Annotated in this window: 13 protein-coding genes and 1 pseudogene; 5 read left to right on the top strand and 9 right to left on the bottom strand. The window is 66.0% G+C overall.

Annotated elements, in window-relative coordinates; translation table 11 throughout:
* The first annotated feature begins 59 nt into the window (after nt 1-59).
* From KNW02_RS09745 to KNW02_RS09735, 3 genes are read left to right on the top strand one after another with little or no spacing between them, the layout of a single operon-like run.
* The gene (locus KNW02_RS09745; RefSeq protein ID WP_216033081.1) at nt 60-1,673 is read left to right on the top strand and encodes an IucA/IucC family protein; all 1,614 of its coding nucleotides are present in this window, start codon (nt 60-62) and stop codon (nt 1,671-1,673) included.
* Nucleotides 1,670-2,503 (top strand): GNAT family N-acetyltransferase, encoded by an 834-nt coding sequence (locus tag KNW02_RS09740; RefSeq protein WP_216033080.1) that lies wholly within the window; start codon nt 1,670-1,672, stop codon nt 2,501-2,503. The genes KNW02_RS09745 and KNW02_RS09740 overlap by 4 nt, the downstream gene beginning before the upstream one ends.
* Nucleotides 2,500-4,239: an IucA/IucC family protein gene (locus tag KNW02_RS09735; protein WP_216033079.1), complete on the top strand. Its 1,740-nt coding sequence runs from the start codon at nt 2,500-2,502 to the stop codon at nt 4,237-4,239. Before KNW02_RS09740 ends, KNW02_RS09735 begins: the two co-directional genes overlap by 4 nt.
* On the opposite strand, the gene KNW02_RS09730 is transcribed toward KNW02_RS09735, so the two are convergent.
* On the bottom strand, nt 4,160-5,206 hold the full coding sequence (locus KNW02_RS09730; RefSeq protein WP_216033078.1) for a siderophore-interacting protein: 1,047 nt from the start codon (nt 5,204-5,206) through the stop codon (nt 4,160-4,162). The two genes, KNW02_RS09735 and KNW02_RS09730, sit on opposite strands and share 80 nt — an antisense overlap.
* A 180-nt stretch (nt 5,207-5,386) precedes the next feature.
* Nucleotides 5,387-6,226: a calcium-binding protein gene (locus tag KNW02_RS09725; RefSeq protein WP_216033077.1), complete on the bottom strand. Its 840-nt coding sequence runs from the start codon at nt 6,224-6,226 to the stop codon at nt 5,387-5,389.
* A gap of 312 nt (nt 6,227-6,538) precedes the next feature.
* Here KNW02_RS09725 and KNW02_RS09720 point away from each other — a divergent pair, with 312 nt between their 5' ends.
* A complete protein-coding gene (locus KNW02_RS09720; protein WP_216033076.1) occupies nt 6,539-7,414 on the top strand; it encodes a 3-hydroxybutyryl-CoA dehydrogenase in 876 nt (291 codons plus the stop codon).
* Nucleotides 7,415-7,473: 59 nt separating this feature from the next.
* Here the strand turns inward: KNW02_RS09720 and KNW02_RS09715 are convergent, their stop codons facing one another.
* The 6 genes from KNW02_RS09715 to KNW02_RS09690 form a co-directional block, all read right to left on the bottom strand.
* Nucleotides 7,474-7,878, bottom strand: coding sequence for a DUF2852 domain-containing protein (locus KNW02_RS09715; protein ID WP_216033075.1), 405 nt, complete (start codon nt 7,876-7,878; stop codon nt 7,474-7,476).
* Between the two features lie 86 nt (nt 7,879-7,964).
* Nucleotides 7,965-8,579 (bottom strand): TetR/AcrR family transcriptional regulator, encoded by a 615-nt coding sequence (locus KNW02_RS09710; RefSeq protein WP_216033074.1) that lies wholly within the window; start codon nt 8,577-8,579, stop codon nt 7,965-7,967.
* A gap of 10 nt (nt 8,580-8,589) precedes the next feature.
* Nucleotides 8,590-8,868, bottom strand: a complete 279-nt coding sequence (locus KNW02_RS09705; protein ID WP_216033073.1) for an HPr family phosphocarrier protein — start codon at nt 8,866-8,868, stop codon at nt 8,590-8,592.
* Nucleotides 8,865-9,290, bottom strand: a complete 426-nt coding sequence (locus tag KNW02_RS09700) for a PTS sugar transporter subunit IIA (RefSeq protein ID WP_216033072.1) — start codon at nt 9,288-9,290, stop codon at nt 8,865-8,867. Before KNW02_RS09700 ends, KNW02_RS09705 begins: the two co-directional genes overlap by 4 nt.
* Nucleotides 9,287-10,288, bottom strand: a complete 1,002-nt coding sequence (rapZ, locus tag KNW02_RS09695; RefSeq protein ID WP_216033071.1) for an RNase adapter RapZ — start codon at nt 10,286-10,288, stop codon at nt 9,287-9,289. Before rapZ ends, KNW02_RS09700 begins: the two co-directional genes overlap by 4 nt.
* Before the next feature lie 35 nt (nt 10,289-10,323).
* Nucleotides 10,324-10,737 carry an HPr kinase/phosphorylase gene (locus KNW02_RS09690; protein ID WP_216033070.1) on the bottom strand — a complete coding sequence of 138 codons (414 nt, stop codon included), beginning with the start codon at nt 10,735-10,737 and terminating at the stop codon, nt 10,324-10,326.
* Between the two features lie 208 nt (nt 10,738-10,945).
* On the opposite strand from KNW02_RS09690, the gene KNW02_RS09685 reads away from it, so the two are divergent.
* On the top strand, nt 10,946-12,541 hold the full coding sequence (locus KNW02_RS09685) for a phosphoenolpyruvate carboxykinase (RefSeq protein ID WP_216033069.1): 1,596 nt from the start codon (nt 10,946-10,948) through the stop codon (nt 12,539-12,541).
* Between the two features lie 342 nt (nt 12,542-12,883).
* Here KNW02_RS09685 and KNW02_RS09680 read toward each other — a convergent pair.
* A pseudogene (locus tag KNW02_RS09680) lies at nt 12,884-13,186 on the bottom strand (transposase); the annotation flags it as partial.
* Nucleotides 13,187-13,312 lie beyond the last annotated feature (126 nt).

Raw genomic sequence — 13,312 nt, 5'->3', positions numbered from 1 at the left:
AGTTGACTAATATAGTAAAGAATAATGGTCCGAAAGACCAAACTGGGACGGGGTCAGCCTTGGGCGATGAATTGCGCGATGTTCCGGCACTCGATGCCTTTCTGAACGCGGCGCTGCGGGAAGACGCCTTGCCGGGCGCGCAGTTCGGGCAGAACCTTCTGCATGTGCCGACCGAAGACGGCCCGCTTTTGATACCTGTCGCAGAACGCACAAGGTTTCGCACCCGATTTCGGGCCGGCCTGCGCCTGTCAGGGCAACCGGTCTCGGTCGCCGAGGCACTTGCCCTGCTGGCCCGGCCTTTCGGTGCCACCTTCGCGACCCGGGTTTCGGACAGCCTCGATGCCATCCGCCGTGCCCCGCCGCCCGAAGGAGGCGACCCCCGCGAATGGACCTTCCAGCAGGCCGAATCGGCCCTGCGCGCGGGCCATCCCTGCCACCCCAACCCGCGCAGCCGCGACGAGATGACCGCCGACGAGGCAGCCCGATTCGGCCCGGAATTCGGCGCAGGCTTTGCGCTGACATGGCTGGCCGCACCGCCCGATTGCGTGACGATGTCGCCCGGCGCGGCACGGCGACTGCAGGATCTGGCGCGGGCCGACCGGGCCCCCGAGGCGGGCGCGGCGGGTCTGCTGCGGCTGCCGGTCCATCCATGGCAAGCCCTGCGCGAGGCCGATCTGATCGGGGCGGCAGACGCCCGGGTGCTGGGCTCGGGAAAGGGCGAATGGCGCGCAACCTCATCGATGCGGACGCTGCATGGCTGGCACGCGCCGGTGATGCTGAAGTGCTCGCTGTCGCTTCGGCTGACCAACTCGACCCGCATCCTGCAACCGCGCGAGATGCGGCGCGGCGCCGATCTTGCGGTGCTGCTGGCCGGCCCAGTCGGTCAGGTGCTGCACCGACGCTTTCCGCAGATGCATGTCCTGCGCGAAGCCGACCATGCCGCGCTGATCCGAGACGGCCGGATCGCCGCCGAAACGCTGGTTTCCCTGCGCGACAACCCGTTTCGCGACCCCGGACGCCCCGGCCCGGTGATGCTGGCCAGCCTGTGCGAACCCGAACCCGGCGGCATCAGCCCGCTGGCCCGCCTGATCCCGCCCGGCGCGGCGCGGGCGTGGTTCGCCCGCTTCCTGACGACGGCCATTCACCCGCTGCTCGAAATCCGCGCCAGCCACGGCCTGCTGTTCGGGGCGCATCAGCAGAACATGATGATCGGGCTGGACAGCCGGGGGTTTCCCGCCTCGGTCTGGCTGCGCGATTGCCAGGGCACCGGCTATATCGACAGCTTTCACGAGGCGCTTGAGGCGCATTGCCCCGGCCTCGGCGCCGGCGCCGAGAACAGCGTTCCCGCCGATCTGGGCGACCGGTTGCTGACCTATTACGTCGTCGTCAACGCCGTCATGCACCTGCTGTCCACGCTGGCGCTGGACGGGCTGGCTTCCGAGGACGGGTTGCTGCGGGACTGGCGCGATTTTCTTGTCGCCGCCCGTGCGGACTGCACCGGCGACCGGACCCTCTACGAGGCGCTGCTGGACGGCGAGGGGCTGGCCTGCAAGGGCAATTTCGACACGTCCCGCCGCGGCATCAACGAGGCCGATGGCGGCGGCGACGGCCAGTTGGCCAGTTTCCTGAGCCTTCCCAACCCGATTGCGCATCTCGAAAGGACGTCCGCATGACATCTGCCGCTGCCGCCGGATCCACCGCCGATATCTGGACCGAGATGGAGCGGGCCTTCGCGGATCCCGAATGCCAGACCTATCGCCTGCCGGCGGGGATGCCGCTGCGGGCGATGCGCTGCGCCCGCCCCGACGGCACCGTCAGCCGCGCAGGCTTTTTCCAGTCAGCCCCCCTCTGGCTGGCGCATGAGCCGCAGGGCTGGCTTGGGGCGCAGGACGTGCCCGGTCCCGAAGGGCGCGACCACCCGCTGCGCGCGCCCAAGCCCGAGGGCCTCGTCTATGAACGGCACGACCCGGTGGCGAGGCTTACCGTGTCGTTCCGCAGCGTCGATATCGGCCGGGATCTCGACCGCTTTTTCCACTGGCAGAACGATCCCCGCGTCGCCTTCTTCTGGGAGGAAAACAAGCCCCGCGACGAGTTGCGCGCCTATCTCGAGGGCCGGGCGGCCGACCCGCATTGCCTGCCCCTGATCGGCTGTTTCGACGGCGACGAGGCCGGCTATTTCGAGGCTTACTGGGCGCGCGAGGATCGGCTTGGCCCCTATTACGACAGTCAGCCCTGGGATCGCGGCTGGCACGGCCTGATCGGCGAATATCGGCATCTGGGCCGCCGCAAGACCGCCGCCTGGCTGCGCGGGCTGAGCCATTACCTGTTTCTCGACTGCCCGATGACGACGCAACTGGTCGGTGAGCCGCGCTTCGACAACGCCAAGCTGCTGGCCTATGCCGACGCGCTGGCCTACGAGAAGCTGAAGGAATTCGACTTTCCGCACAAACGCTCGGCCCTGATGCGCTGCCGGCGGTCGGAATTCTTCGGCCGGGTGCTGTGAACGCGCTTTACGGCGCGGCTGCGCGCCGGCTTCTGGCCAAGATGATCTCGGAACTGGCCTGGGAAGATGTGCTGGCGCCGCAGGACGGCGTGCTGCGTCTGGCCTCGGGCGCGATCTGGCGCTTTCACGGCACGCGGCGCATCTGGGACAATCTGGAGATCGACCCCGACAGCATCGCCCGCGACGGCGGCGACACCTGCCCGTTCCGGCTGATCACCGATGCCCGCGCCGAACTGGCCATGTCGCCCGCGACCGAGGCGATGTTCATCCGCGAGATTGCCAACACGCTGACCCAGGACATGGCCACGGCGGAACGATGGGGGGCGCTGGACGGGACGGCACTGACCGCCCTGCCCGGCGAGGATCTGCACGCCGCGCTGGAGGGCCATCCGAAGGCGCTGGCCAATCGCGGGCGGCTGGGCTGGGGCCTGGCCGAGAACGCGGCCTTCGCGCCCGAGGCAGCGCAGCCGATCCGCCTGTTCTGGCTGGCCGTGGCGCGGCAGGATCTGGCGGTCAGCGGCGAGGCGGAACCTGCCCTGCGCGATGCGCTTGGCCCGGATTTCGCGCGCCTTTGCCGGGCAGCCGGCGAGGACATGCTGATGCCGGTGCATCCCTGGCAATGGACCGGACATCTGGCGCAGTTGACCCTGCCGCAGCAGGCGGCGGGCCGCATCCGCCCGCTGGGACCGGCGGGGCACGCCTTTCGCGCGACCCCCTCGATCCGCACGCTGACCCGCGCGGGCGGGCGTTATGATGTCAAGCTGGCGCTCGGCATTCTCAACACCTCGGCCTGGCGCGGCGTGCCGGGGAAATTCATCGCCCATGGCCCGGCGATTTCGGACTGGCTTGCCGGAATCTGCGCCAGCGATCCCGCACTTTCGCGGGTCACCGTCCTGCACGAGGCCGCCGGGCAGTGGTGGCGCGATCCGGTCATGGCGCGCTGCCCCGATGCACCTTACCGCCATCACGAGGCGCTTGGCGCCATCTGGCGCGACCGTGCCGAAGCCCGCGCCGGGGGCGCGACGCCGGTTCTGCACGCCGCCCTGTTCCACCGGGGCGCGGATGGCGCGCCGCTGGCATGGCATTACGCGCGACAGGCGGGGATGACGCTGGATGCCTGGCTTGCGGCGCTGTTCCGGGTGACCGTGGTCCCGCTCTGGCTGCTGCTGGCGCGCTATGGCGTGGGCTTCATCGCCCATGGCCAGAACATCACCGTCACGCTGGAAGACGGTCGCCCGGTCGGCATGATGCTGAAGGATTTCCAGGGCGACATGGATCTGGTGGATCAGGACTTTCCCCAGATGCAGGGGCTGGATCCGGACATCCGGGCCATCCTGCCGCGCAAGCCGCCCGCCGTCATCATCCATGACATCCAGACCGCGCATTTCGTCACCTCGCTGCGCTTCCTGTCGGCCCGCCTTGCCCAATGGCTGCCCGAGGCGCAGTTCTACGCAATCCTGCGCGACGTGTTGCAGGCCGCCCGCGCCCGGCATCCCGATCGGGCCCAGCGTTTCGCGCTGTTCGATCTCTTTGCGCCAACGATGCCACGCGTCTGCATCAACAAGGTCCGGTTCGAGATCGGCTATGAGGACAGTGCCCGCCGCCCGCTGCCGGCGCGCGGCACCGATCTCGGGAACCCGCTGTTCGACCCGATGTCTATGCCGGCACCTTCGCCGCAGTCCAGTAGGCGGCCAGATGGGTTGCCTGTTTCGGGATCGCCAGCTCATCAAGAATGACGCGGCGCAGCGGCGCGAGGCGGCTTTTCTCGGTTGCGATCCAGATGCTGTCGGCCGTCGTGCCGTCACGGGCCAGACGATTCGCCAGCCGCGCCTCGTCGCCCGGAGCAAGGATCAGGCTGATGCCGGGATGTTCGGGCAGCGGGTAATCCCCGGCGGTCCCGAACAGCCAGCATTCGCCCCGGCTGTCCCGCGGTTGTGCCTCGATGATGCGGGCCAGCGCCGGATAGGCGGTCTCATCGCCGCCGATCAGCAGGCGCGGCGCAACCGGCACCCCGCCCCCGCCCGGCCCCGTCAGCCCGATCAGCGAGCCGGGCGCGGCCGAGGCCAGCCAGCCACAGATGCGCCCGCCGTCATGGATGAAAACATCGGTCTCCATCCAGCCCGCAGCCGGATCGATGGCACGAACCGTATAGGCCGGCCGGTGCAGTTCCTTGTCGCCCTTGGGCCAGACAGTCTGGCCATTCGGGCCGATCACCGGCCATTGCGGATCGGCATCGCCCGGTTGCGGCAGGATCAGGCGGAAATGGATCATCGCCCGGGCCAGCCGCTCGAGCCCCTCGCCCCGCAGCCTGAGGCGCAGGAAATGGTCGCCGACCGGGCGGATGCTTTCGACGCGCGCCAGGCTAAAATTCGGCGGCGCCTCACCCGCGCGATCAAGCCCGGACCAGCGCAGCAACCCTGCTTGCCCGGGGAAGGCTTCGGCAACATGGCTGGATACTGTTTCCTGCAGGGTGAACAGCCAGTCACGATCAGAGGCGCGGACATAGAGGATGCTGCCTTCGGGGCCCATGCGCGCGCCGAACTCGCCCCGGTCCACCTCGCACCAGGTCGACCGGCCATGTCCGGATCTCAGCACCAACCCATGGGCCTCGGCCTCGGCCCGCAACAGCGCATCGATCTGCGCGAAGGGCAGCCCCGGCAGGGCGGCCTCGGATTGCAGCGGTGGCGGTGTGTCATGTCTCATGGCGTGATGGCCCCGTGGCAGGCGGGGCGACGACGGCCGCCCGACCGGATGCGTCTCGCACCCGCGAAAGCGAATGGCAAGAAAGGCGGGGCGCCCCGGCACCCTTCGGGCCGGGGCGCCGCACCCGTGAACAGGAAAGCCCGGCGAAGGCTGCCGCCATCGCCGGGCCAGGCATCAAGATCAGGCGAAGTCGAAGTAACCGTCCAGATTCGCGAGGATATCGTTGGCTGCGACGCCCTGCAGCAGGATATGGCTGTCGCCGCCCAGATCGACCACCGCACCCTCGGCGCTGTTCGAGATGCGCCCGACCAGAGAGGCGAAATCGACGATCCCGCTGTCGTTCAGATTGCTGAGCAGAATGATCTCGTCGGTTTCCGCATCAAAGCCGCTGATCCGATCGTTGCCGTCATCGCCGCCATAGAAGAACTCGTTCGAGCCGCCGCTGCCGGACAGGATATCGTCGCCGCCCTGACCATAGATCTGGTTGACGCCCTGGGTCTGGGTGACGGTGCCGTCCGCGTTCACGGTGGTGATGGTCGAGTTGCCGCCCGAGATCCAGTCATTGCCGCCGCCGCCGGTGATGATGTCGGCACCCGAACCGCCGAAGATGACATCGATCCCGGAACCGCCGGAAACCATGTCGTTGCCGTCCCCGGCGAACAGCGCGTTGTTGCCTTCGGTATCGTAGATGAGATCGTCACCCGCACCGCCGAACAACTGATCGTTGCCGCCCGCGCCATACAGGAAGTCGTTCCCGTCGCCGCCTTCGGCCCAGTCGTTGCCGCTGCCCGTATAGATGAAGTCATTGCCCGCATCGCCGAAAACGACATCGTCGCCGCCCTCGGTATAGGCCACGTCATCGCCCTCACCCAGATAGGCGATGTCGTTGCCGTAGCCGAGGCGCACACCGTCATTGCCGGCACCGGCCCAGACGATCGAGGGGCCACGCCCGCCCGCGATCAGGTCATCGCCACTGGTTCCGAAGGTGATACCGCCGCCACCGAGCAAGCTGGGAAACATTGCCATAAGTCCTCCTCTGCGCCGTCAGCAACGGCGCATTTGGTTTGATGAATTCGCTTTTCAGGAAGAGCTGGCGAACGCTGAGAATCCTCGGCGTCGCTGGCATTTGCACATTAACCATTTCTCCGACTGTTTCAATCGGAAATCTTGACCTAGCGTAAGCTCATGCAGCGCGCCCACACCGGAAACCGCTGCGGAACCTTGGTGGCGCGAAGGGTTCCCATGGCGGCCCGTTACCTGCGGGGCGGTTTTGCGTTGCAGCAGCGCGCCGCGCGCCCTATCGTCCCGCCGACCATAGATCGAGAGGCGGACATGGCGATTCAATCGGTTGGTGTGATCGGTGCAGGTCAGATGGGCAACGGCATCGCCCATGTCTTTGTGCTTGCAGGCTATGATGTGCTGATGACCGATATCACCCAGGAGGCGCTGGACAAGGCCATTGCGCTGATCGACAAGAACATGGAGCGTCAGGTCAGCCGCGACAAGATCAGCGCGGCGGATAAGAAGGCCGCGATGGGCCGGGTGAAGACAACGCTGAGGCTGGCCGATCTGGGCCAGACCGATCTGGTCATCGAGGCCGCGACCGAGCGCGAGACCGTCAAGCAGGCGATCTTCGAGGACCTGCAGCCGCATCTGAAACATGACACGATCCTGACATCGAATACCTCGTCGATCTCGATCACCCGGCTGGCCAGCCGCACCGACCGGCCCGAACGGTTCATGGGCTTCCATTTCATGAACCCGGTGCCGGTGATGCAGCTGGTCGAGTTGATCCGCGGCATCGCCACCGACGACGCAACCTACCGGGCGCTGGTCGAGGTGGTGGAGCGGCTGGGCAAGACCGCGGCCAGCGCCGAGGATTTTCCCGCCTTCATCGTCAACCGCATCCTGATGCCGATGATCAACGAGGCGGTCTATACGCTTTATGAAGGCGTCGGAAATGTCCGGTCCATCGACCAGGCGCTGAAACTGGGCGCCAATCACCCAATGGGGCCGCTGGAACTGGCCGATTTCATCGGTCTCGATACCTGTCTGGCGATCATGAACGTCCTGCATGAGGGGCTGGCCGATACCAAGTACCGCCCCTGCCCACTGCTGACGAAATATGTCGAGGCCGGCTGGCTGGGCCGCAAGACCGGGCGCGGCTTCTATGACTATCGCGGCGAAATCCCGGTGCCGACACGGTAGTTGACGCCGCACCACACAGGCGAGGGGCCGGTCACCCGGCCCCGTCGATGATTGCGCGATCAGTTCTCGGGCTTGATGTCGCGCTGTTCCATGAACTGATCGAATTCCGCCTTGTCCTTGGCCTCGCGCAGCTTTTGCAGGAAGTCCATGAACTCGCGGTGTTCGTCCTCCAGCCGCTTCAGCGTTTCTTCGCGATAGGCGTCGAAGGCCGAGTTTCCGGTGGATGCCGCATAGTGGCGCGGCATGTGGGCGCGTTTGCTGCAACTGAACATGCGTTTGCTCCAGATCATGTAGGCGAGGATGGCAAGGCCGACGGGCCAGAAGAGGACAAAGCCCAGGATCATCGCCACGATCCAGGCGGGCTTGCCGCGTTCGTCCAGCCAGTCGCGGGCGCGACTGAGCGGGCCGGTGCCGCGCGTCGGGGCCATCGGATAGGCCGGAATGGTCTGCGATGCGCTGTGCATCTCTGTGATCCCTCCATGTTAATGTTAATCACATTTACATAGATGGGGGATAGGGACGCGGCGTCAAGGCGGGTCACGAAAAAAGTTCAGTCGGGGATCAGGCCCAGCCCGCGCAGATAGATGATGACGCCGCTTTCCAGCATCTCGGAGGGCTCGACCGGGGTACGCCCGCCGGGCTTGCCACGCGAGAACAGTTCCACCACGCCATGGCTCATCGCCCAGATATGGTTGGCCACCATGCGCGCGGGCGGGCGCTGATCGGCGGGCAGGCGGTCGGCCAGCGCGCCGGCGGCGCGCAGCAGAACCCCCTGCGCGCGCTCGGAGGCCAGTGCCAGATCGGCGTTGCCGGCAATGGATATCCCCGATTCGAACATCGCCATGTAATAGCCGGGCCGGTCGCGCGCGAAATCCAGATAGGCCTGTCCCATGCGCAGAAAGGCGGTCAGCGCGCGTGGACGGCCCCTGTCGAAAGCCGCCTCCAGACGCGCCGCGAAATCGACAAAGCCAAGCCGCGCGACCTCTTCGATCAGATCGTCGCGGCCCTTGAAATGCCGATAGGGTGCGGCCGGCGACACGCCTGCGCGGCGCGCGGCCTCGGCCAGCGTGAAGGCCTGCGGGCCCATCTCCTCGATCAGGGCGGCGGTCGCCTCGACCAGCGCCTGGCGCAGATTGCCATGATGATAGCTTTTGCGTTCGGCCACGATCGCGGCCCTACATGCCTTCGCCGAAATAGTCCGACACCAGCGCCGCAAGGGCTTCGCCGAGGGCGGCGGCCTCGGGTCCGGTAAGGGTGACGGTGATCTTGGAGCCGCGCGGCGCGGCCAGCATCAGCAGCCCCATGATCGAATCGCCCGAAACGCTCATCCCGTCCTTTTCGACCTTGGCCTGCGCATCAAAGCGCTCGACCACATCGACGAACTTGGCACTTGCCCGTGCATGAAGTCCCTTGACGTTGATGATGGGCAGTTCGCGCGTGATCGAGGCAGTCATCTGGCGGATGTTCCGGTGTCCATCACCGCCTCGAGCGGAACATTGTACGAGTTGATGTACTTTCGCCCCGCCTCTTTCGCGAAGGCAACCGCGTCGGCAACCGGCAAGTGCCGCGACTTGGCCAACTTGACCAGCATCGGCAGGTTGGCGCCGTAAAGGATGGTCCGGTCAGGGCCGGCGGCACAGGCGGGCAGCGACAGGTTCGAGGGCGATCCGCCGAAGAGATCGGTCACCACCACGACACCGTCGCCAAGATCCACCGAATCGGCCGCGCGCCGAATCTCGGCCGTCTTGGCGGCGCGGTCGTGGTCATCCTCGATCGCGACTGCGGCGAAACCGGCCTGCGGACCCACGACATGCTCGACCGCGGAAAGATATTCCCGCGCCAGGCCGCCATGCGCTACGATGACAATTCCGATCAACGCATTTCACCAAGTCCAGACGCCTTCACCCCGCCGTCGCCCTGCCGATCATCCAGGGCGCGCCGCGTGTCGTCCGCCCTGAGACCACCGAAAGACAACGGCGCTGGCATGCGACGTTCGAGTTCCCTATGCCTTATTGACACCGGCCAGCCGGCATCCGCAAGCGCCAGTGCCATCTTCTCGACCAAAGTGACAGAACGGTGTTGCCCTCCGGTACACCCGAAGCCCACCGAGACGTGGGTTTTCCCCTCTGCGATATGGGCTGGCAGCAGAAACAGGATCAGATCGCGGGTCCGGGCGAAGAATTCGGCGAATCGGGGATCGCGGGCCACATAGTCCTGCACCGGGGCATCGCGCCCGTCCATCTGACGCAGGGCGGGCTCCCAATGCGGGTTGGCAAGCCAGCGGCAGTCAAACATCATGTCCACCCCGCGCGGCACCCCGCGCCGATAGCTGAACGAATGCAGCGAGACGCTGAGCCTGCTGTCGGGCCGGATCTGGAACCAGCGGGTCAGCTCCGCCTTCAGATCATGCGGCGTCAGTTCCGTGGTATCCACAAGCACGTCGGCGCGGTCGCGGATCGGGGTCAGCAGGTCCATCTCGGTCATCACGCCCGACAGCGGCGAGGCGTCGGGCGCCAGCGGATGGCGGCGCCGGGTCTCGCTGTATCGCCGCACCAGCACATCCTCGGCACAATCGAGAAACAGGACCTCGGGAACATAGTCCGGGCTGCGGGTCAGCTTGTCGATCAGTTCGATGACATTCGACGACGAAAAGTCACGGTTGCGGACATCCAGCCCCAGAGCCAGCGGCACCGGCCGCGGCGGCCCGTCGAGCAGACGCGGAATCAGCGACAATGGCAGGTTGTCAATCGCCTCGAAACCCAGGTCCTCAAGCACGTTGATGGCGGTCGAGCGGCCGGCTCCGGACGGCCCGGTCACTAGGACCAGCCGCTGCGCACCGATCACCTCGGCCCTGCTGTCAAGATCTTCCGCCATGGCGGCCGGAACCTCCGTCTGGGCTTACCCGTCGTTCATGCCATGCGCCCGGTCAGCAGGTACTGCCGCAACGCAGCATAAAGATGCGGGCGATAGGGACCGAAGACAAGAGGCAGGCCTATGCCCAAAAGGTCATGTTCACGCTGCGGCGGCAGCCTGTGATCCTCGATCCGGCCCAGATCGACCACAAGGGCCAATGGCACCGGGTCTTCCGCCGCCGCCGCGAGGATGCCGATTCCACGCGCTTCGATACGCCCGCGAAGCGGCGCCGGGCAACTGGCGATCACGGTGTCTTCCACGCGCGAAAGATCGGTGCGGTCATCCGCGACCAGCCCCGCCCCGGCCGCCATCAGTTGCAGCGCCAGGCTTGACTTGCCCGAACCCGAGGGGCCGAGGATCAGCACCCCCCGGCCAGCCAGCGTCACTGTCGTGCCATGCACCTGCCTCATGCGAATCACCTCGTCGCGGGATCATGGCGGGATATGGTTAATTTTCCCCCCGGAAACAGCCGGCATCGCATCCGATGGCGATAACATCTATTGATTGCGCTAACCGTTGGCGCTCGCGTCTTTTTTCATCTCCCGTCCATGCTATAGGCCCCGCATACTGCGTCACGGAAATGTCGCAAGTATCCAGTCAGTCAGGAGCGTTACAACGATGAGCACGCGCGTAAACCCGAATTGCCGGTTGGAAGATCAGGGTATCGAGGGCCTCGGCCGGGTTTATTACAACCTGCTTGAACCCGCACTGATGACCGAGGCCGTGGCCCGCGGCGAAGGTCGTCTGGGTCTTGGCGGCACCTTCCTGGTTTCGACCGGCGCCCATACCGGCCGTTCGCCCAAGGACAAGTTCGTGGTGCGCACCCCCGAGGTCGAGGACACGATCTGGTGGGAGAACAACAAGCCGATGGAACCCGAGGCCTTCGACCGCCTGCATGCCGACATGCTGGAACACATGAAGGGTCGCGACTATTTCGTGCAGGACCTGTTCGGCGGCGCCGACGCCGAGCACCGCCTTGACGTGCGCGTGGTCACCGAGATGGCCTGGCACGGCCTCTTCATCCGCCACCTGCTGCGCCGCCCCGAGGCGCAGGAACTGGCCGGCTTCACCCCCGATTTCACCATCATCAACTGCCCCGGCTTCAAGGCCGACCCGGCCCGCCACGGCTGCCGCAGCGAGACGGTGATCGCCCTGAACTTCCAGAAGAAACTGATCCTGATCGGCAATACCGCCTATGCCGGCGAGAACAAGAAATCGGTCTTCACGCTGCTGAACTACCTGCTGCCCGAAAAGGGCATCATGCCAATGCATTGCAGCGCCAACCACGCCATCGGCAATCCCGATGACAGCGCCATCTTCTTCGGCCTGTCGGGCACCGGCAAGACGACGCTGTCGGCCGATCCGTCGCGCGTGCTGATCGGCGATGACGAGCATGGCTGGTCCGGAAACGGCATCTTCAACTTCGAGGGCGGCTGCTACGCCAAGACCATCAACCTCTCGGCCGAGGCCGAGCCCGAGATCCATGCCACCTGCTCGCGCTTTGGCACGGTGATCGAGAATATGGTCGCCGATCCCGACACGCTTGAGCTGGATTTCGAGGACAACTCGATCACCGACAACATGCGCTGCGCCTATCCGCTGGAGGCGATCTCGAATGCCTCGCCGACCAGCCTTGGCGGCAGCCCCCGCAACGTCATCATGCTGACCTGCGACGCCTATGGCGTGCTGCCGCCGATCGCGCGGCTGACGCCCGCGCAGGCCATGTATCACTTCCTGTCGGGCTTTACCTCGAAGACACCGGGCACCGAGGTCGGCGTGACCGAGCCGATTCCGACCTTCTCGACCTGCTTCGGCGCCCCCTTCATGCCGCGCCGCCCCGAGGTCTATGGCAAGCTGCTGGCCGAAAAGATCGCCCAGCATGGCGCCTCCTGCTGGCTGGTCAATACCGGCTGGACCGGCGGCGCCTTCGGCACCGGCAAGCGGATGCCGATCAAGGCCACCCGGGCGCTGCTGGCCGCGGCACTGGACGGCAGCCTGAACGGGGTCGAGTTCCGCAAGGATGCGAATTTCGGCTTCGAGGTTCCGGTCGCGGTGCCGGGCGTCGGGGACAAGCTGCTGGATCCGCGCCAGACCTGGGCCGATCCGGCCGCCTATGACGCGCAGGCCGCCAAGCTGGTGCAGATGTTCAGCGATAATTTCGCGCAATATCTGGAAGCCATCGACGACGACGTGCGCGCCGCCGCCATCGGCTGACGGGCATCGCCCGATCCGATCCCTTGAAGGCCGCGCCCCCGCGCGGCCTTTTCGATTCCCGGCCCCATGATCGGGGCGCGCAACGGCTGCGCGCGTTGCAGGGCGCAACACCTTGCGGGGCAATCGCGGAAAGCCCGGCAAATGCCGGGTTTTTTGCGTCACAGCCCGTACACCGGGGCGACACCGGGCAGACACAGCCTGTACTCAGGTTGCGACCGTTGCGCGGGGTTCGGGCACCGGCACAGGGCCGGGCGGCGCCGTCGACCCCTTGCTCCGGGCGGGCGCAGAACTGCGGCTTGTCAGGGTAATCCCCCCGTTTTTAACGGGGCGCATCGGTAGAATTCACGCGGCCATTTTCAGTTTCATGGCGGGTGTCATGCCGCCGATGCCCATGTTGGGGCGGTCGTTGTTGTAAGTCCAGAGCCATTGCGTGGCGTAGTCCTGAGCTTCTTCGATGCTTTCGATGATGTATTGGTCCAGCCACTCATGCCTTACCGTCCGGTTGTAGCGCTCGACATAGGCGTTCTGTTGCGGCTTTCCGGGTTGGATGTAGGTCAGGGCAATACCCCGCTTTTCGGCCCAGTTTGTCAGCGTGGAACTGACGTATTCCGGGCCATTGTCGACTCGTATGCTTCCCGGCCTGCCGGGGAGTGTCAGGAACTCTGTGTATCTGATCCGGCCCATGCAGTTTCAGATACTCAAGCGGCGAAGCGCTCGCCGAACATTATGGCGAACTGGTTGCGGGCCGCAAACCCTTCCCGGACGTTTCGG

Origin of the sequence: Paracoccus marinaquae (genome assembly GCF_018860165.1) — a bacterium.
Classification (GTDB): Bacteria; Pseudomonadota; Alphaproteobacteria; order Rhodobacterales; family Rhodobacteraceae; genus Paracoccus; species Paracoccus marinaquae.
The sequence above is the reverse complement of the archived record's forward strand: the minus strand, read 5'-3'. Positions and strand labels throughout refer to the sequence as shown.

What these genes read in the sequence shown, in the direction of transcription:
- KNW02_RS09740 (WP_216033080.1), top strand. Translation starts at nt 1,670, where the DNA reads ATGACATCTGCCGCTGCCGCCGGATCCACCGCCGATATCTGGACCGAG.
- KNW02_RS09730 (WP_216033078.1), bottom strand. Translation starts at nt 5,206, where the DNA reads ATGAGACATGACACACCGCCACCGCTGCAATCCGAGGCCGCCCTGCCG.
- KNW02_RS09725 (WP_216033077.1), bottom strand. Translation starts at nt 6,226, where the DNA reads ATGTTTCCCAGCTTGCTCGGTGGCGGCGGTATCACCTTCGGAACCAGT.
- KNW02_RS09720 (WP_216033076.1), top strand. Translation starts at nt 6,539, where the DNA reads ATGGCGATTCAATCGGTTGGTGTGATCGGTGCAGGTCAGATGGGCAAC.
- KNW02_RS09715 (WP_216033075.1), bottom strand. Translation starts at nt 7,878, where the DNA reads ATGCACAGCGCATCGCAGACCATTCCGGCCTATCCGATGGCCCCGACG.
- KNW02_RS09705 (WP_216033073.1), bottom strand. Translation starts at nt 8,868, where the DNA reads ATGACTGCCTCGATCACGCGCGAACTGCCCATCATCAACGTCAAGGGA.
- rapZ (WP_216033071.1), bottom strand. Translation starts at nt 10,288, where the DNA reads ATGGCGGAAGATCTTGACAGCAGGGCCGAGGTGATCGGTGCGCAGCGG.
- KNW02_RS09690 (WP_216033070.1), bottom strand. Translation starts at nt 10,737, where the DNA reads ATGAGGCAGGTGCATGGCACGACAGTGACGCTGGCTGGCCGGGGGGTG.
- KNW02_RS09685 (WP_216033069.1), top strand. Translation starts at nt 10,946, where the DNA reads ATGAGCACGCGCGTAAACCCGAATTGCCGGTTGGAAGATCAGGGTATC.